Source organism: Amycolatopsis sp. NPDC049252, assembly GCF_043197175.1.
In the GTDB taxonomy this organism is placed as follows: Bacteria; Actinomycetota; Actinomycetes; order Mycobacteriales; family Pseudonocardiaceae; genus Amycolatopsis.
In genome coordinates, this window is sequence record NZ_JBICSQ010000122.1 from 1 (window position 1) to 18047 (window position 18047).

The window sequence follows — 18047 nt, forward strand, 5'->3', positions numbered from 1 at the left end:
GCTGCTGGTGCTGCGCGCGCCGCTCGTGCGGCTCGACCTGTCCGACCACGGCGCCCGGGCGGCCACGCGGCTGAGGAACGTCGCCGGCTCGGACCCGGTGGTGCGGGTGACCGCGGCCCTGGTCACGGCGACGGCGCGGATGCACCGCAGCCGGTACGCCGACGTGGTCGCCATCCTGACCGAGGTGCCGCTGGGCGACGTCGACCTCGCGCTGCGGGCGGAGGTGCTGACCAAGCTCGGCGACGCGCACGAGCGCTGCCGGGACTGGCACCGCGCGATCACCGCCCTGCGCGAGGCCGTCGTGTGCTTCCGGAAGTCCGGCAACCTGGCCGGGATGTCGGGCTGCCACGGCACCCTGGCCGCCCTGTACCGGGACCACCTCGGCGACCTCCGTGCGGCGACGGCACACGGCACGAAGGCCCTGCGCCTGGCCGACGCCGCCGGCGACTGGAAGACCCGCGCCCAGGTGCGGCTCGTGGTCCTGCGCACCGCCTTGGCCCGCGGCGACGCGGCGGTCGCGGCCGAGCTCGCCGGACAGGCCCGCTGCCTGTCGGAGCGGAACGGCGACCCGATCGGCCAGACCTGGTGTCTCACCGCCGAAGCCGATGTCCATCGCGCCCGCGGCGACCTGTCCGCCGCCCGGCGATCCGCGGACCGCGCGCTGGGCCTGGCCCGCCGCACCCGCCGCCCGGACGCCGAGTCCGCCGCGCTGCTCGCCCTGGCCTCGATCGAGCTGGCCGCCGGTGACCGGGCCGCCGCCCGCCGCGTCGCCCATGCGGCCCTGCGCCTGCAGGACCGGTTCGACAGCCCGGTCGAACGAGCCGGGGTGGCGAAGGTGCTGGCGGAGATCGATGGTCAGCTGCCCTCCGGCGCGGGGCGGCCGGGCACCGCGCCCGCGACGCCGGAAATCTCGATGTAGCCGAGCTGGCGGGAATCCTGGCTGTGGCCGGGGTTGTCGCCGACCACCACCACCCGGCCGGCCGGGACGACCGGGTGGTCCGTCTCCAGCCAGGCGGGGACCGGGTCACCGGCGACCGCGGCGATCCGCTTGATGCGCCACGCGACGTCCGTAGCCGCGGATCGCGGCCGGAAGACGATCACATCGCCGACGCGGTAGTGCCGCCGCCGGGTGGCGACCACCCGCTCGCCGTCGCGGAAGGTCGGGGACATGCTGAAGCCCCGGACGCGGGCGACCACGTAACGGCGGCGCAGCAGCACGACCAGCAGCACCAGCAGGACCACGACGAGCCCGGCCATCACGCCTCCGCCATCGCGTATCCCTTGGCCTGCAACGAGAACAGCCGGGCGTACTCGCCGCCCGCGGTGAGCAGCTCGTCGTGGGTGCCCTCTTCGATCACCCGGCCGCCGCCCAGCACGACGATCCGGTCCGCGCCGCGCAGGGCGGACAGGCGGTGGGAGATCAGCACGCTCGTCCGGCCGGCCCGGTGGGCGCGCAGGGCCTCGTGGGTCCTGGTCTCGGCGTCGGCGTCCACGCCGGAGCTGGGTTCGTCGAGGATGAGCAGGTCGGCTTCGTCGCGCATGAGTGACCGGGCCAGCGCCACCCGCTGCCACTGGCCGCCGGACAGCGCCGCCCCGGCCTTGTCGTCGACGTCCAGGAACGCCCGGGACAGCAGGGTTTCGTAGCCTCGCGGCAACGCCGAGAGCGCCGGATCGATCTCGGCCAGGCGGGCCGCCGCGCGGACGCGGCCGAGATCGCCGAGGCGGGTGACGTCGCCGATGCCGATGTTGTCGGCCGCGGTCAGGTCGTAGCTGGTGAAGTCCTGAAACGTGGCGCCGATGCGGGCCCGCAACCCGGCCGGGTCGCAGGTGCGGATGTCGACGCCGTCCCACAGGATCCGGCCGTGGTCCGGGTCGTAGAAGCGGCACAGCAGCTTCACGAGCGTCGACTTGCCCGCGCCGTTCACCCCGACCAGCCCGACCGCCGCGCCGCCGGGGATCACGAGGTTGACCCCGCGCAGCACCCAGGGGCCGGTCTGGTCGTAGCGGAACCACACGTCACGCAGTTCGATGCCGGCCTTCAACTCGGGCACGGCGTCCGTCCCGGAGGTCAGGTCGGGTGCGGTCGTCACCACGTCGAGGTAGTGCTTGAACAACCCGAGCGAGCCGCCGGCCCGGCCGAGCTGGCCCAGCAGCGAGCCCACCGGTGACTGGATGCCGGCCACCGCGGCGGTGAAGAACGTTACGTCGCCGATGGTCAACGCCCCGCGGGCGGCGCCGGTCGCGGCGACCACGAGGGCGACGCCGGCCACCACCGCCGACACGATCGCGGCGGTGATCCCGGCGACCGCGATCCGGCGCTGCATGGCGCATTCACTGGCCGTGGCCGTGCGGACGGCGGTCACCATGCGCGACCGGAACAGGTCCGCGAGGCCGAAGAGCCGGATCTCCTTGGCCGCCCGGATGTCCGAGCACAGCGAGCGGAACAGGAACCGCTGGCGCTGGGTGGTCATCATCGCCTCGGTCTCCCGCGCGCGCAGGCGGGACAACGTCAGCTGGGCGATCGCCGTCGCCGCCAGTGACGCGGCGAGCAGCCCGGCCATCGGCGGCCACACGAGCAGGACCGCGCCGCCGAACGCGAGCACCGCGATCAGGGTGCGCACCGACTCGACGATCAGGGCCAGCACCGCGGGCGCCGCCTCCTGCGCGCCCTGTTCGGCCAGCCGCACCTGGTCCAGGAACGCCGGCTCCTCGAGCCGGCGCAGCCCCGGCAAGGCACCGACCGCGCCGACCAGGCGGTCCTCCGCCTCGATCGCGGCCTTGGCCCGCACGATCGAGGTGCAGTACGAGGCGACCGCGGTGATCGCGGTCGCGACGGCGAGGCCGGTCGCCGAGCCGACGGCCAGCAGCACGATCAGGCCGCGGTCCCGGCCGCCGGCCAGCTCGTCGAACAGCAGCTTTCCCAGCCACGCCGACACCGCCGGCACGGCCGCGGCGAGCACCGCCAACGCGACCGAGCCGGCGGTGGCCACCCGCGACGCGCGCCAGGCGATGCCGAACGCGGGGGCCGCCGCCCGGAACGGGTTCATCGGACGTGCTGCGGACGCACGGCGTCGAGGTCGTGGCCGGCGGCGGTGATCCGCCGGTCCCGCACGCGGATCAGGGTCGGGGTGACGTCGCCCGCGTCGAACGCGGCCGCCGCCGGGCTGCGGTCGCCGACGAAGGCGACGCGCACGGAGGGTCCCAGACCGGCCGCGTACTCGACGGCCTTGTCCCGGTCCCCGCCGTCGAGCACGAACGCGACGGTCGGCTCGGTCAGCCGGCCGGCCATGCGCTGACAGGGCCCGCAGGTCGGCGACAGGAACGCGACGAGCACGTCGTCCAGCTCGCGGTCGGTGACGGTCAGACCGTCGGCGTCGGTCACCTCGAACGCCCCGATTTCGGTGCCCACGGCGGGCAGCGCGGGTGTCACCGGCCGGCGCTGCTCGTTCAGCATCCGGATGATCGCCGAGGACAGCAGGAGGTTGAGCACCGTCAGCACGGCCAGCACCGCGACCACGGCCACCAGGAACGACATGAGATACCTCTTTCAGCGATGGGCGGTGTCCGCCTTGCCGACCAGGCCGGCCAGGCTGTCCCAGTTGAGTGCGACGAGGCCGGCGAACCCGCCGACGAGCACGGCGGCCGCGGCGGTGTCGAGTCCGAGACCGGGCCCCGGCGGGACGGCGAGGGCCGCCGCGGCCCACCCGGCGAGGAGCGCGTTGCGGACGAGGTGGGCACGGCCGAGCACCGCCCCGGAGCGGCCGAAGCAGCGGCAGGTGACGCGGCGACCCAGCCGCATCGAACGGGCGATCGCGGCGCAGAACACGAGCATCACCGCCGTCGCCAGCCCGAGCCCGAGCCGGTAGGTGGCGGAGAACGCGACGAGCGCGGCGACGGCCAGCTCGGCGACGGCGGTCCCGGCGGCGATCGGCAGCCAGCCCACCGGCGATCGGCCGAGCGGCGCCAGCGACGCGGCGAACTCCGCCAGCCGCACCCGTCCGGCGAGCTTGCCGACGGCCGCGACCGCGAACACGAGCCCGGCCAGGACCCGGGCGGCGAGCACGAACTGGGCGCCGATCATCGGTGAACCTCCTTTGCGCGGCAACGCCTTTCCCGCCGCGAGGCCGCGACGGGAAAGGCCTGGGCGTCGCGGTTACTTGCAGCTGCCGTAGCAGTCGTAGTGGAACGTCTTGCAGACCTGGCCGTGCTCGGGGACGCAGGCGCCGGCCTTGACCTCGCGCAGGAACAGCCCCAGCAACCGGTCACCCAGGGTGTTGATCATGCGAGCCATGATCACTCCTCTCACTAACGGGAATCGACCGGGAGATCGTGGCTCAGCCTCGCTATCCGTTCGCTATCGAGGACAACGCCGTCCCTGGGGCGGTCCGGAACGAAGCCGCGTGGAAGCCCGGGGGCCCAGTACTGCTCGCGAGCAGCGGGATCAGCTCGTTGCCCGGGCAGGAGGTCCGGCCCGGGCAAGCTCATCGCCGTCGGCTCAGGGCTGGTCGTCCGCGAGAGCGATCGCGCGGGTCTCGGGAACTCCGAGCATCAGCAGGCTCGTGATCGTCGCCGCCCGGGCGCCCGGGGTCCCGTTCGACGGGTCACTGTCCGCGATGGCGAACACGACGCCGTAGGCCAGCTGGCTCAGCTGGGCCGCCGGCAGGTGCCGCGCGAACACATCGCTGTCCTGGCCCCGCTTCACGAGGTCGGCGAGGAGCTCGTCGACCGGCCCGAGCAGGCCGTGGATCGCCTCGCCGTACTCGCCACGACGCAGGGCCAGCAGCACTCGGTACCGGTGCGCCACCGGCCAGACGCGGGCGATGAATTCGACCCACATCGCGTCCGCTTCCGCGCCGGAGGCGTTGACGTCGGCGAGCACGGCCGTCATCTCGACGACGGCCCGTTCCATCAGTGTCCGAACCAGGGCGAGGCGCGACGGGAAGTGGCCGTAGACCGTGCGGCGGACGACGCCGGCCGCGGAGGCGATGTCACCCATTCCGGCGTCGGGGTGCTCCCCCAGCACGTCGAGGGCGACGTCGAGGATGCGATCGCGTGTCTCGTTCATCGAGCGCACTCGGGAGGACTCGGCAGGCACGGCACCATCATTGCACATCGGTGTGCAATGAAGTACGTTGCACAGCAGTGTGCAACGAACGATTGCGCCGCGAGTTCAGGAGAAAACCATGACCGCATCGACGACGCCGGCCTCGACCCTCGTCCGCCCGTTCACCGTCTCGATCCCGGACGCGGAGATCGACGACCTGAAGCAGCGGCTGGCCAGAACTCGATGGCCCGCCCCGGAAACGGTGGGCGACTGGTCGCAAGGGGTTCGCCTGGCGAACGCCAGGTCCCTGGTCGGCTACTGGCAGGACGGCTACGACTGGCGGCGCTTCGAGTCCGAACTCAACCGCTTCCCCCAGTTCCTGACCGAGATCGACGGGCTGGACATCCACTTCATCCACGTCAGGTCCCAGAATCCCCACGCGATGCCCTTGATTCTCACGCACGGGTGGCCGGGCTCGATCGTCGAGTTCCTGAAGCTGATCGGCCCGCTGACCGATCCGGTTTCGTTCGGGGGAAACGCCGCCGATTCGTTCGACGTCGTCGTGCCCTCGCTCCCTGGGTTCGGGTTCTCCCAGAAGCCCACGGAGACCGGGTGGACCGTCTCGCGCATCGCCGGCGCGTGGGTGGAGCTGATGAAGCGTCTCGGCTACCCGAACTGGGCCGCGCAAGGCGGGGACTGGGGTGCTGTCGTCACCACCGCCCTCGGGGCCATGCGACCCGAGGGGCTTCTCGGAATTCACCTGAACACCCAGTACGCCTTTCCCGCGCGGATGCCCGACACCCTGTCGCCCGAACAGCGCCACGCCGTCGAGACCCTCGCCCGCTACACCGGCGATCTCGGCGGGTCGAACCACCTCCAGAGCACGAAGCCGGAGACCGTCGGATTCGCCCTGGCGGACTCTCCCGCCGGTCAAGCCGCCTGGATCTACGAGAAGTTCCAGTCCAAGACCGACAACCACGGGCTCGCCGAAGACGCCCTCAGCAGGGACGACATGCTCGACGCGATATCCCTCTACTGGTTCACCAACAGCGCGGCGTCGTCCGCCCGCATCTACTGGGAGAACAAGTCGGGCACTTTCGCCGGCCCGAAGCTGACGCTTCCGGTCGCGGTCACCGTCTTCCCGAGCGACATCCCACGCCTGCCCCGGAGCTGGATCGAAGACACCTACAGCACGTTGGTCCACTACGGCGAGGCCGAGAAGGGCGGGCACTTCGCGGCCTTGGAACAGCCCGAGATCCTGGTCCGCGAAATCCGCGCCGGTCTGCGTACCCTTCGTTTCTGACGCTCCGCCTCCGCATGCTCGAGACCGAGCCCGTCATCGCGCCTCGGCACGCAGGGAATAGCGGCGCTCGGCGTACGCGAGATCATCGCGCCAGAGCCGGGCGGCGGTGCGCCGCATCAGGGGGCGCAAGACCCCGGCGGCCTTGCGGGCCACGTCGAACCCCGGGCGGTCGGACGCCGCGACGACCGCCTCGATGACGGCCGTTCGGGGGCGGCCGTCCACCCCGTTCCCCAGCGGCGTCGCGTGGGTTTCGACCACGCTGCCCAACCCCTCGCCTTCGACGATGCGCATCACGACCGTCCGCGGTTCCGGGCACCCGAACTCGGCCACCACCGGCACTCCCCACCGGCCTGCCACCCGGAAGGTCACCTCGACCAGGAACCGGTCGTCGGCTTCCGCGACGTCGATGCCCGCCGGCGCGTCGAGCACCTTCAGCCGGGCGAAGGAGTACGGGTGGAACCAGGCGCCGTGCCACGGGTCGAGGCGGTTGGCGACGACGTCGGCCGGCTCGCACACGCCGATCACCGTCGCGACCGCGTCGACACCGTGTTCCGGCCGCGGCCGGGCCGGCACCACCGGCTGCCCGGTCGGCGGTTCCCCGCCGAGCCGATCGAGCCTCGCCCAGACCAGCACGCCGTCGTCGAACGACGGGACCGGCGACCAGCCCGCCTGCCGCTCGCCACCGACCCGCAGGCCGTGCCAGCGGCACACCAGCTGGTCGCAGTCGAGCCGGGCTTCGGCCAAGGGCGCCCCCAGGTGGGGACACGCGCCCGGGCCGACCCTGAGCTCGCCGGCCCGGGTGCGCCACGCGACCAGCTCCCGGCCCCCGATGCGGCGGCCGAAGGGACGATCGTCGCGGACTTCCCGGCTCGCGGCGAGGACGTACCAATTGCCGGACGGGCGCGCCTCGGCGCGCTTGACCGCGGCTTCGATCACGGCCGGGCTGCAGTCGCGGTAGGTCGGTTCCTGCTTGGCCCAGCCCGGCTCGCCGAACGGCTGGATCGGCCAGGCCCGCGGCCACCGACGATCGAGCTGCCGCCGCAACGTCATGAACCACGCTCCCGATCCCCGTACTCCGGCCGTCCGCATCCCACGAGCACATCGTCGATCATCCGCATCGATCGTGCAACGGTTACCGGCCGGGGATTCAGGCTCCGGGTTGGCCGGTGAAGAACTCCAGTGCCGCGGTCATGTCGCCGACCCAGGGCAGTCCCTGGACGACCTCCCGTGGCCAGCCGGGCCCGGCCGCGCACACCGTGACGCCGCGCCGCTGGAGCCGCCGGGCCAGCGGTTCGTCGGCACTGCTCGGCGAGATCGACCAGAGCACGGCGGTGGTGGCTTCGAGTTTCGAGACCATCCCGAGCGTGGTTTCGGCCGGCACCATCTGCCCGAGGCAGACCGCCGGGACGCCCACCTCCAGCAAGGCCGCCCGCAGGAATTCCACCGGCAGGGAATGCCGTTCGCCGGGACAGCAGGCCAGCACCACCGGGCGGCCGGGGAGCATCGGCTCGCGGCCGGCGGTGAACCGCTGCAACGCGCCCGAAACCTCCTGGCTCAGCGCCCATTCCGATTCGAAGCAGGGTTCGCCGCGCAGCCACCGGCCGCCCAGGTTCCGCAGCACGGGCGCGACCACTTCGGTCCACGTGCCGGCGGCGCCGAGCGCCGTCAGGGCGGAGTCGACGATCGCCGCGATCGAGGTGAACCGCAGTTCGCCGGCCGCGTCGCCGAGTTCGCGGACGCGCTGCGCCACCGGTACCTCCGCGGGCGTTTCCGCGGGGCCGGGGAACGCCGTCGCCGCGGCTTCACGGGCCCCCATCCCGCGCTCGATGAGGCGCTGCATGTGCTGGAGCCGGCGGACGTCGAGATCCGAGTACCGACGGTGCCCGCCGTCTTCCGGGGTCGCCGGGCCGATCCGGTAGCGCGCGCTCCAGCTGCGGAGGGTGACCGGCGACACGCCCAAGAGCTCGGCGACCTTCCCCGGAGTCCAGGCCGCCCTAGTGGGCGCCCCGCCCGTGCCGGTGGTCGCGTCGACGTTCATCGAGCTCACGATCCCACACCTCGCCGGGTTTTCCGCCGCGGCGGATCTCGTGTGGACAACCCACAGCACATGTGCAACGGTTGCGCATCGATACTCCTGACGGGGAGGAGCTGGGATGGCGGTGACGACGGAGGGCGTCGTCTCGTCGAGAACGGGACCCGGCGACTGGCTGACGTCGGTGAACCGCGTCTGCCTCGAGCACGCGAGCGGCTTCGTGGCCGAGCGGTGTGACGAACAGTTCCGGGGGCGCGGCGAGGGGTCGCTCGCGATCGAGGCGCTGCCCGAGTTCGTCGGCGGCGGGAAGTTCCTGCGCCCGGCGTTCGCCTACGCCGGCTGGTGCTGCGGCCGGCCCGAGGACGATGCGGCGGTACGCGCCGCCACCAGCCTGGAGCTGCTGCACTGCTTCGCGTTGGCCCAGGACGACGTCATGGATCGCTCGGCCCTGCGCCGCGGCCGGCCCGCGCTGCACACCCGGTTCGCGCGCTGGCATCGCGACCAGGGCTGGAGTGGCTCGGCCACGCGGTTCGGCGAGTCGGCGGCGGTCCTGTTCGGCGATCTCTTCCTCGTCTGGTCCGAACAGATGCTGCGCGAAAGCGGGCTGCCCGGCACGACGCTGGCCCGCGGCTGGCCGCACTACGACGCGATGCGCGCCGAACTGGCCGCCGGCCAGCTCGCCGACCTGGTGAACGACGCGAGAACCCTGCCCAGCTGGGACGCGGTGCTGGACGTGATCCGCCGCAAGTCCGGCAACTACACCGTCCGCCGGCCCCTGGAGTTCGGGGCCGCGCTGGCCGGCTGCGACGCCCGGGTGCTCCGGACCCTCGGCGAGTACGGCGGCCTGGTCGGTGAGGCCTTCCAGTTCCGCGACGACCTGCTCGGCGTCTTCGGCGACCCGGATCTGACCGGCAAGCCGGTGAGCCAGGATCTCCGCGACCGGAAGGCCTCGAGTGTCGTCGTGCTCGCGGTGGCGATGGCCGACGCCGCCCAGCGTCAGGAGCTGCAAATCCTGCTGGACGAGGAGAACCTCGACGACGACGCCGTCGCCGGCCTGCGGGCCACCATCGCGGCGACCGGCGCACCGGATCAGCTGGAGAAGCTGATCGACCGGCGGGTGCGGAAGGCAGTGGAATTGCTGGACGACGCCGGTGTCCCCGCGCGGATGCTCGAAACCCTCGCCGTGCTCGCGGCCCGCTGCACGGATCGGGTCCTGTGAAGACGATTCCCGGCCGGACGACCGACATCGTCGTGGTCGGCGCGGGCCTGTCGGGGCTGGCGGCGGCGCTGCACCTCGCCGGGCGGGGCCGGCGGGTCACCGTCCTCGAGCGAGGACCGGGACCCGGCGGCCGGGCCGGGCGGGTGGAGCTGGACGGCTACTCGCTCGACACCGGCCCGACCGTGCTGACCATGCCCGGCATCGTGCGCGACACCTTCGCCGCGGCCGGCGCCGACATGGCCGGGTACCTGCCGTTGCGACAGCTGGATCCGGCCTACACGGCGTCCTTCGCCGACGGCAGCCGGCTGGCGGTGCATGCGGACGCCGAGGCGATGGCCGACGCGGTCCGCGCGTTCGCCGGGCCGGCCGAGGCCGCCGGCTACCTCAGGCTGCGCCGGTGGCTGACGCGGCTCTACCGGGCCGAGTTCGACCGGTTCATCGCGTCGAACATCGATTCGCCTCTGGGCCTCGTTTCCCGCGACCTCGCCCGGCTGGTCGCCCTCGGCGGCTTCCGCCGTCTCGAGCCGAGGATCTCCTCGTTCCTCGGCGACGAGCGGCTGCGCCGGGTCTTCACCTTCCAGGCCCTTTACGCGGGCGAGTCGCCGATGCGGGCCCTGGCGTTGTACGCGGTGATCTCCTACATGGACACCGTGGGCGGCGTGTTCTTCCCCGAAGGCGGCATCGCCGCGCTACCTCGCGCGCTGGCCGCGGCGGCCGAAGCGGCCGGCGTGCGGTTCCGCTACGACGACGGAGCCGACGCGCTGGAACGACGCGGAGATCGGGTGACCGCGGTCCTGACCACCACCGGCGACCGGATCGCCTGCGACGCCGTCGTCCTCACCGCCGAACTGACCGAAAGCTACCGGCTGCTGGGCCGGACCCCGCGCCGGCCGCTCGCCCTCTCCCCCGCGCCGTCGGCCCTGGTCGTGCACGTGGGCGCTTCCGGGGACTGGCCCGACGTCGGGCACCACACCATCTCCTTCGGCGAGCGGTGGGCCTCGACGTTCGACGAGCTGATCACCGAAGGACGGCTGATGAGCGACCCCTCGCTGCTGATCACCCGGCCCACCGTCAGCGATCCGGGCCTGGCGCCGGCGAAGCGGCACCTGTTCTCGATCCTCGCACCGACGCCCAACCTCCGGCGCGCGCCGATCGACTGGGCCAGGGAAGCCGAACCCTACGCGGCGGCGGTGCTCGACGAAGCCCGCAAACGCCTGCTGCCCGGTCTGGAGGTGGAGATGTCCCACGTGATCAGCCCCGCGGACTGGGCCGCGCGCGGCATGGTCGCCGGTACCCCGTTCAGCTACGCGCACTCGTTCGTCCAAACCGGACCGTTCCGGCCGCGGAACCTGCCACGCGGCGCGGAGAACGTCGTGCTGGCCGGCGGCGGCACGGTTCCCGGCGTCGGCGTGCCGACCGTCCTGCTGTCCGGGCGGCTGGCCGCCGACCGCATCACCGGACCAGAGGGTGCCCGATGACGCGCAGGGAACTGGACGCCGCCGGCATCCGCGAGCCGGTCCTGCGCTCGGCCTACCAGCGGTGCCGGGAGCTGAACGCGCGCCACGGCCGGACCTACTTCCTCGCCACCAGGCTGCTGTCCCCGCCCCAGCGTCCGGCCGTCCACGCCCTCTACGGTTTCGCCCGGTGGCTGGACGACATCGTCGACGAACCGGCCCCGGGATCGACGCCCGCCACGATCGCGGCCGAGCTCAAGGCCGTCGAGAAGCGGTTCTTCGCGGCGTTCGGTGCCGGCCGCAGCGACGACCCGCTCCTCGCGGCCGTGATCGACGCCTGCGCGCGCTACGGCATCGCGCGTGAGCACTTCCGCGCCTTCTTCCGGTCGATGCGGATGGACCTGACCGTGACCGACTACCCGCAGCGCGCCGCGCTCGACGACTACGTGCACGGCTCGGCGGAGGTCATCGGCCTGCAGGTGCTGCCGGTGCTCGGCACCGTCACCGGCCGGGACGAAGCAGCGCCCCACGCGGCGGCGCTGGGAAAAGCGTTCCAGCTGACCAATTTCCTGCGTGACGTGGCCGAAGACCTCGCCCGCGACCGCGTCTACCTCCCGGCCGACGAGCTGGCGGAGTTCGGGGTGGACCGCGACCGGCTGGCCTGGTGCGCCGAACACGGCCGGGTCGACCAGCGGGTGCGGGACGCGCTCGCCGCCCAGATCGCCGTCACCAGAACGGTTTACGACCAGGCCAGGCCCGGGATCGCCATGCTGCACCCGGTGTCGCGGGCCTGTGTGGCCACGGCGTTCCGGCTCTACTCGGAGATCCTCGACCGCATCGAGCGCGCCGGGCACAACGTCTTCGCCGGCCGGGCCGCCGTGCCGCGGACGCGCCGGGTGGTGATCGCCGCCGGCGCCCTCACCCGCGCCCAATGGCTGCAGCTGCGCAACCCCGCGCCGGCTCCCGCGGCGGTGTCGTGACCATGGGCAAGCTCGAATACCTCGCCGTCCTCGGCCTGTGCGTCCTCGTCACGCTGCCGCTCGAGCTGGCGGGCGCCCGGGTGTACCGGCGGCCGGGCCGGCTCGTGCGCGCGATCCTGCCCGTGGCGCTCGTCTTCCTGGTGTGGGACGGGATCGCCATCGCCGGCGGGGTCTGGGACTACGCGCCGGAGAGCCTCACCGGGATCCTCGCCCCGTTCGGCATCCCGCTCGAAGAGGTGCTCTTCTTCGTCGTCGTCCCGATCTGCGGGATCCTCACCTACGAGGCGGTCGGCCTGATCGTGCCGGTCGTGCGGCGTCTCTCCTCGAAGCGGGTGCGGCGGTGATCCCGTGGGGCTACACGGTGCCCGCCGTGGCCGCCGTGGTCGCGGTCGTCGCCCTCGAACTCCGCGTCCTGCGGACCGGGCTGTTCCGCAAACCCGCCTACTGGGCGGCCATCGTCATCGTGACCGGCTTCCAGATCCCGGTGGACGGCTGGCTGACCAAGCTGTCCCACGCCATCGTGCGGTACGACCCCCGGCACCTCACCGGGCTCCGCTTCCCCTGGGACATCCCGGTCGAGGACTTCCTGTTCGGCTTCGCCCTGGTCACCGCGGTCCTGCTGATGTGGGAGCGCGCGGCACGGAAAGAGGACACCCGATGAGCTCCCTGGCGGAAGACGGCCTGCCCCGCGCCCAGGTCCCGGCGGCCTTCGACACCGAAGCCGCGTCCTACGACCGCCTGGTCGGCGCCAACCCCGGTTACCACAAGCACCTCCGGTGGTCGGCCCGGCGGCTCGGCCTGCCCGGTGCCGGTGCCGGGCTGCGCATCCTCGACGCGGGCTGTGGCACCGGCGCGTCGACCGCGGCCCTGCTCGACGTCTACCCGGCCGCCGACGTCACCGCCTTCGACGCCTCGGCGGAGATGCTCGCGCAAGCCCGGCGCAAGCGCTGGCCGAAACCGGTCGAGTTCGTGCACACCACGGTCGAGGACCTGGGCGGCTCCGGGATCACCGGCCCGTTCGACGCGGTCCTCGCGGCCTACCTGGTGCGCAACCTCGCCGATCCGGACGCCCGGCTGCGCGGCCTCGGCGCGCTGCTCGGCTCCGGCGCTCCGATCGCCCTGCACGAGTACTCGGTCGCCGACTCGGCGCGAGCCAGGCTCGTCTGGAACGTCGTGTGCGCCACGATCATCATCCCGCTGGGCCGGTTCACCACCGGCGACGCGACGCTCTACCGGCACCTGCGGCGCAGTGTGCTCGGCTTCGACGGCGTCGGCGCGCTGCGCGACCGGCTCGGCGCCGCGGGATTCACCGACGTGCGCTCCGCGACGATGTCCGGCTGGCAGCACGGGATCGTCCACACCTTCGTGGGCCGCAAACCCCGGGCGGCGGTGTGAGCGCACCTCTCGGCCGCGACCGCAGGATCGCGCACCATCCCGCGCCGGCCGGGCTGCCGTCGGCCGACCGGCTGGACCGGCGGCCGAAGGTGGCGGTCATCGGCGGGGGCATCGCCGGGCTGACCGCGGCGACCGGCCTCGCCGAACGCGGGGCCGACGTGACGGTCCACGAGCGGGAAACGTATCTCGGCGGCCGGGTCGGCGGCTGGCCGGCCCGGCTGGCCGACGGAACCGGCGTCACCATGAGCCGGGGCTTCCACGCGTTCTTCCGGCAGTACTACAATCTGCGCGCGCTGCTGAGGCGCACCGACCCCCGGCTTGACCGGCTCACACCGCTCGAGGACTACCCGCTGCTCGACGCCCACGGCCGCACCGACACGTTCGCCGGGCTGCCGCGGAGGCCGCCGCTGAACGCGCTCGCGTTCGCCTGGCGCAGCCCCACTTTCCGGCCCCGCGACCTGCTGGCCCTCGACCCGCGCGCCGCGCTGCCCCTGGCCACCGTCGACGTTCCCGGCGTCTACGACCGCCTCGACCACCTCGACGCCGCCACCTTCCTCGACCGCCTGAAGTTCCCGGCCGCGGCCAAGCACCTCGCGTTCGAGGTCTTCTCCCGGAGCTTCTTCGCCGATCCTCGCGAGCTGTCGGCCGCGGAGCTCGCCGCGATGTTCCACATCTACTTCCTCGGCTCGAGCGAGGGCCTGGTCTTCGACGTGCCGACCGAGCCCTTCCCCGACGCTCTCTGGTCGCCGTTGGCGGACTACCTGGCCGGCCGGCGGACGGACATCCACACCGGCAGCACCGTCGAAACGATCGACCGCCGCCGTGGTGTGTTCCACGTGACCACAGCACAGGGACCGGCGGAGGAGTTCGACGCGGTCGTGCTGGCGTGCGACTTGCGCGGTCTCCAGGCGATCGTCGACGCCTCACCCGAACTGGGCACCCCGGCGTGGCGCTCCTCGATCGCCGGGCTCCGGCCGGCACCGGGGTTCCTCGTCCGCCGGTTGTGGCTCGACCGGCCGCTGCGGCCGGAGCGGCCGGCTTTCCTCGGCACCGGCAGCCTGGTCCCGCTGGACAACATCAGCGTCCTCGACCGGTTCGAGGGCGAAGCCCGCCGCTGGGCGCGGGACACGGGCGGCTCCGTGGTCGAACTGCACGCCTACGCCGCCACGACGTCCGATGTGGACAGTCTGGCGAAGCAGCTGGACGAACGCCTGCACGAGATCTACCCGGAGACCGCGGCGGCCCGCACCGTCGACGACATCACGGTGTGGCGGGAAGACTGCCCGCTGTTCGGCGTGGGGACCTTCGCGAGCAGGCCGACGGTGACCACCACGACCCCGGGCCTCGTGCTCGCCGGCGACGGCGTCCGCGTCGACCTGCCGGTCGCGTTGATGGAACGCGCCGCGACCACCGGCTGGAGCGCCGCCAACCGGCTGCTGACCGGCTGGGGCGTCGCGGGCCATCCCCTCCATTCGGTGCCCAACCGAGGCCGCCTCGGTCTGCTCAACCGCCTCGCCGCTCGGACAAAGGACACCCGATGACGAGCGCCTCGATCGCCTTGTTCACCCGGGATCTACGGGTGCACGACAACCCCGTCCTGCACGCCGCCGCCGCGGCGGCCCGGTGCATCCCGTTGTTCGTGCTCGACGACGCGATCACGACCCGCCCGTTCAACCGCCCCAACCGGGCGGCCTTCCTGGCCGACAGCCTGAAGGACCTCGACACCGGACTGCGCGAACTAGGTGGTGAGCTCGTTCTGCGCCGGGGCGCGGTGGTCGGCGAGGTGCTGCGCCTGGTCCGCGACCACGCGGTCGGCGAAGTCCACGTCGCGGCCGACGTCAGCGGCTTCGCACGCCGCCGCGAAGACGCCCTTCGCGAGGCGCTCGGACACGAAGGCGTCGCATTGCACGTCCACGACGCGTCCATCACGGCGGTCGCACCGCGTTCGGTGACGCCGTCCGGTGGCAGCGACCACTTCGCGGTGTTCACGCCGTACTTCCGCAAGTGGTCCGGTGCACCGAAGCGGGGTGTCCTGCGGCCGCCCCGGCGGCTCACCGTGCCCCGCCTCCGTTCCGCGGCCCTGCCGACGCCGGACCGGATCTGCGCCGGGGACCGCTCGCCCGACCTCGCCCCGGGTGGCGAGGTCGCCGGGCGTGAGCTGATGACGCGCTGGGTGACCGAGGCGATCGACGGCTACGAGGCGCTCCACGACGACATGGCCGGCGAAGGGACCTCCCGGCTGTCACCACACCTGCACTTCGGCACGATTTCGGTCACGGAGCTGCTGCACCGCGCCGGGACGGGATCCGCGGGCGCCCGGGCGTTCACCCGGCAGCTGGCCTGGCGCGACTTCCACCACCAGGTGCTCGCGGCCCGGCCGGAGTGCGCCACCGAGGACTACCGCTCACGCGCGGACCGGTGGCGCCGGCCGGGCCGCGAGTTCGAAGCGTGGTGCTCCGGCCACACCGGCTACCCGATCGTGGACGCCGGGATGCGTCAGCTCGCGCGGGAAGGCTGGCTGCACAACCGGGCGCGTCTCATCGTGGGCAGCTTCCTGACCAAGACCCTCTACCTGGACTGGCGTCTGGGCGCGCGGCACTTCACCGAGCTGCTGGTGGACTGCGACGTGGCCAACAACCAGCTGAACTGGCAGTGGGTGGCCGGCACCGGGACCGACAGCCGGCCGAACCGCATTCTCAACCCGGTGCTGCAGGCCCACCGCTACGACCCGTCCGGCGACTACGTGCGCAGGTACGTCCCCGAGCTGCGCGACATCCGCGGGCCCGCGGTCCACGAACCCTGGAAGCTGACCGCCGCCGAGCTCGCGGAGACCGGGTACCGGCGGCCGCTGGTCGATCTGCGCGACGCGGCGGAGCGGTTCAAGAACGCCCGCGCGAACAACCGAGGAGGAGCTTGACGATGGCCACTCACGACACGGGCGTGGTGATCGTCGGCGCCGGCCTCGCCGGGCTGGCCGCCGCACTGCACCTGCACCGGGCGGGGGTCCCGTGCACCGTGCTCGAAGGCTCCGACGACGTCGGCGGGCGGGTCCGCACCGACGTCGTCGACGGCTTCCGCCTCGACCGGGGCTTTCAGATCCTCAACCCGGCCTATCCGGCCATCCGGCGGCTGGTGGACGTCGACGCGCTGCGGCTCGGGCGGTTCTGGCGCGCGATCCGGGTCGCCGACGACGATCGCCTGTCGCTGCTCGGCCACCCCCTCGACGCGCCCAAGGCCCTCCGGGACATCGCTGCCCGCCGCTACCTCTCGGCGAAGGACCTCGCCGCCCTGGCCGCGCTGTCCGCGCGCGTCGCCGCCGGTCCGGCGCGGGCGATCGTCCACGGCGAAGACCGCTCCACCGCTGAAGAACTGCGGAAGGCGGGGGTGTCGGAACGCGCGCTGGAAACCGTGTTCCGCCCGTTCCTGTCCGGGGTGTTCCTCGAGCCGGAGCTGGCGACGTCCGGCCGCTTCTTCCAGCTCGTGTGGCGCAGCTTCCTGCGTTCCGCGCCGTCGCTGCCCGCGCTGGGGATGGGCGAGCTGCCGCGTCAGCTCGCCCGGCGGCTGCCGTCCGGTTCCGTCCGGACGAACACGCCGGTCGACCAGGTCCGGCCGGGACTCGTCCGGACGGCGGGTGGCGATACGTGGCGGGCGCGGGCGGTGGTCGTGGCGACCGACGGCACCACCGCTTCCCGCCTGCTCGACGGGATTGCGGAACCGGCCTGGAACGGCGTCACGACGTGGTACTTCACCCCACCGGCGGCGCCGCTGCGGGAGCCGGTCATCGTGGTCGACGCCCGCGGCGGTCCGGTCGTGAACACGACGGTGCTCAGCGAGGTGTGCCCGAGCTACGCCCCGGCGGGCCGCGTCCTCGTCAGCGCGTCGGCGCTCAGCTCGCTGCCGGACGCCGAAGTGCGCGCGGCTCTCGGTCGGTTGTACCGCACGGACGCGAGCCGCTGGCCGCTGCTCCAGCGCTACGAGATCGCCCACGGCTTGCCCGTCATGCGCCCGCCGCACGAGATTCGCCGCCCGGTCGGGCTGGGTGACGGCCTCTACGTCTGCGGAGACCACCGGGACACCAGCTCGCTGCAGGGAGCGCTCGCCTCCGGCGGCCGCACGGCACGCGCTGTTTCGGCCGGCTTGGCTCCGACCGGTGCACGTTAGGGGGCCGCCGCATGCGAGGACGGGCGGCCGGCCCGTGACGCCGAACGTAGCGACTCTCGAGGAGCACCCCATGGACGAGAACCTGCTTGACGAGCGGGACGCCGCGCGGCGAGTGGACGACGTCACCACCGCGCTGGATCGGCTGACCGGAACCTTCGCGGAACAAGAGGAGCTGTCGCTGGTCCTGCAGCGGGTGTGCCGGCAGGTCGTGCACGCCGTACCGGACGCGGAGTTCGCCAGCATCACCCTGTTGCGTGACGGCGCCCCCTACACGGCGACGGCGACCGGTGACCGGGCGCACCGCATCGACCAGGCCCAGTACGAGGCCGGACAAGGCCCCTGCCTGGAGGCCGCCCGCACCGGAGAACTCCAGCGGGTCAAAGCGGCCGAGGCGGCGCAGCGGTGGCCCGGGTTCACGGCGGCCGCCGGCGAGTCCGCGGTGCTCGGCTACCTGTCCGC

General features: G+C 73.0%; 19 protein-coding genes and 1 pseudogene. 12 read left to right on the forward strand and 8 right to left on the reverse strand.

Going from position 1 to position 18047, the window contains the following annotated elements; genetic code table 11:
• A pseudogene (locus ACGFMK_RS45960) lies at positions 1 to 919 on the forward strand (SARP family transcriptional regulator); the annotation flags it as partial.
• Here ACGFMK_RS45960 and ACGFMK_RS45965 read toward each other — a convergent pair.
• The 6 genes from ACGFMK_RS45965 to ACGFMK_RS45990 form a co-directional block, all read right to left on the reverse strand.
• On the reverse strand, positions 856 to 1257 hold the full coding sequence (locus ACGFMK_RS45965; RefSeq protein WP_392777380.1) for a S26 family signal peptidase: 402 nt from the start codon (positions 1255 to 1257) through the stop codon (positions 856 to 858). The pseudogene ACGFMK_RS45960 and the gene ACGFMK_RS45965 overlap by 64 nt on opposite strands.
• Positions 1257 to 3047, reverse strand: a complete 1791-nt coding sequence (locus ACGFMK_RS45970) for an ABC transporter ATP-binding protein (protein ID WP_392777383.1) — start codon at positions 3045 to 3047, stop codon at positions 1257 to 1259. Before ACGFMK_RS45970 ends, ACGFMK_RS45965 begins: the two co-directional genes overlap by 1 nt.
• Positions 3044 to 3535: a TlpA family protein disulfide reductase gene (locus tag ACGFMK_RS45975; protein WP_392777386.1), complete on the reverse strand. Its 492-nt coding sequence runs from the start codon at positions 3533 to 3535 to the stop codon at positions 3044 to 3046. Before ACGFMK_RS45975 ends, ACGFMK_RS45970 begins: the two co-directional genes overlap by 4 nt.
• A gap of 12 nt (positions 3536 to 3547) precedes the next feature.
• On the reverse strand, positions 3548 to 4081 hold the full coding sequence (locus tag ACGFMK_RS45980; RefSeq protein WP_392777389.1) for a MauE/DoxX family redox-associated membrane protein: 534 nt from the start codon (positions 4079 to 4081) through the stop codon (positions 3548 to 3550).
• Between the two features lie 72 nt (positions 4082 to 4153).
• Entirely contained in the window at positions 4154 to 4291 is a 138-nt protein-coding gene (locus ACGFMK_RS45985; RefSeq protein WP_392777392.1) for a hypothetical protein, read from the reverse strand.
• Between the two features lie 204 nt (positions 4292 to 4495).
• Complete coding sequence (locus tag ACGFMK_RS45990; protein WP_392777395.1) at positions 4496 to 5065, reverse strand: TetR/AcrR family transcriptional regulator; 570 nt, start codon at positions 5063 to 5065, stop codon at positions 4496 to 4498.
• Between the two features lie 118 nt (positions 5066 to 5183).
• On the opposite strand from ACGFMK_RS45990, the gene ACGFMK_RS45995 reads away from it, so the two are divergent.
• On the forward strand, positions 5184 to 6347 hold the full coding sequence (locus ACGFMK_RS45995; RefSeq protein WP_392777398.1) for an epoxide hydrolase family protein: 1164 nt from the start codon (positions 5184 to 5186) through the stop codon (positions 6345 to 6347).
• Between the two features lie 33 nt (positions 6348 to 6380).
• Here the strand turns inward: ACGFMK_RS45995 and ACGFMK_RS46000 are convergent, their stop codons facing one another.
• Together ACGFMK_RS46000 and ACGFMK_RS46005 are read right to left on the reverse strand one after the other, a co-directional pair.
• Positions 6381 to 7397, reverse strand: a complete 1017-nt coding sequence (locus ACGFMK_RS46000; RefSeq protein ID WP_392777402.1) for a DUF5914 domain-containing protein — start codon at positions 7395 to 7397, stop codon at positions 6381 to 6383.
• A gap of 97 nt (positions 7398 to 7494) precedes the next feature.
• Positions 7495 to 8385 (reverse strand): MerR family transcriptional regulator, encoded by an 891-nt coding sequence (locus ACGFMK_RS46005; RefSeq protein ID WP_392777435.1) that lies wholly within the window; start codon positions 8383 to 8385, stop codon positions 7495 to 7497.
• A 115-nt stretch (positions 8386 to 8500) separates the two neighbouring features.
• Here ACGFMK_RS46005 and ACGFMK_RS46010 point away from each other — a divergent pair, with 115 nt between their 5' ends.
• The 10 genes from ACGFMK_RS46010 to ACGFMK_RS46055 all read left to right on the forward strand — a co-directional run.
• Entirely contained in the window at positions 8501 to 9598 is a 1098-nt protein-coding gene (locus tag ACGFMK_RS46010; RefSeq protein ID WP_392777405.1) for a polyprenyl synthetase family protein, read from the forward strand.
• Positions 9595 to 11076: a phytoene desaturase family protein gene (gene crtI, locus ACGFMK_RS46015; RefSeq protein WP_392777408.1), complete on the forward strand. Its 1482-nt coding sequence runs from the start codon at positions 9595 to 9597 to the stop codon at positions 11074 to 11076. Before ACGFMK_RS46010 ends, crtI begins: the two co-directional genes overlap by 4 nt.
• A complete protein-coding gene (locus ACGFMK_RS46020; RefSeq protein WP_392777411.1) occupies positions 11073 to 12032 on the forward strand; it encodes a phytoene/squalene synthase family protein in 960 nt (319 codons plus the stop codon). Before crtI ends, ACGFMK_RS46020 begins: the two co-directional genes overlap by 4 nt.
• Positions 12033 to 12034: 2 nt before the next feature.
• Positions 12035 to 12376 carry a lycopene cyclase domain-containing protein gene (locus ACGFMK_RS46025; protein ID WP_392777414.1) on the forward strand — a complete coding sequence of 114 codons (342 nt, stop codon included), beginning with the start codon at positions 12035 to 12037 and terminating at the stop codon, positions 12374 to 12376.
• Positions 12373 to 12693: a lycopene cyclase domain-containing protein gene (locus ACGFMK_RS46030; RefSeq protein WP_392777417.1), complete on the forward strand. Its 321-nt coding sequence runs from the start codon at positions 12373 to 12375 to the stop codon at positions 12691 to 12693. Before ACGFMK_RS46025 ends, ACGFMK_RS46030 begins: the two co-directional genes overlap by 4 nt.
• Positions 12690 to 13427, forward strand: a complete 738-nt coding sequence (locus tag ACGFMK_RS46035; protein ID WP_392777420.1) for a class I SAM-dependent methyltransferase — start codon at positions 12690 to 12692, stop codon at positions 13425 to 13427. Before ACGFMK_RS46030 ends, ACGFMK_RS46035 begins: the two co-directional genes overlap by 4 nt.
• Positions 13424 to 14968 carry an FAD-dependent oxidoreductase gene (locus ACGFMK_RS46040; RefSeq protein ID WP_392777423.1) on the forward strand — a complete coding sequence of 515 codons (1545 nt, stop codon included), beginning with the start codon at positions 13424 to 13426 and terminating at the stop codon, positions 14966 to 14968. The genes ACGFMK_RS46035 and ACGFMK_RS46040 overlap by 4 nt, the downstream gene beginning before the upstream one ends.
• Positions 14965 to 16344, forward strand: a complete 1380-nt coding sequence (locus tag ACGFMK_RS46045) for a cryptochrome/photolyase family protein (protein ID WP_392777426.1) — start codon at positions 14965 to 14967, stop codon at positions 16342 to 16344. Before ACGFMK_RS46040 ends, ACGFMK_RS46045 begins: the two co-directional genes overlap by 4 nt.
• Positions 16345 to 16346: 2 nt before the next feature.
• Positions 16347 to 17588, forward strand: a complete 1242-nt coding sequence (locus ACGFMK_RS46050; RefSeq protein ID WP_392777429.1) for an NAD(P)/FAD-dependent oxidoreductase — start codon at positions 16347 to 16349, stop codon at positions 17586 to 17588.
• Positions 17589 to 17658: 70 nt separating this feature from the next.
• Positions 17659 to 18047: GAF domain-containing protein (locus ACGFMK_RS46055; RefSeq protein ID WP_392777432.1), on the forward strand; the 389-nt coding region annotated here is incomplete at its 3' end.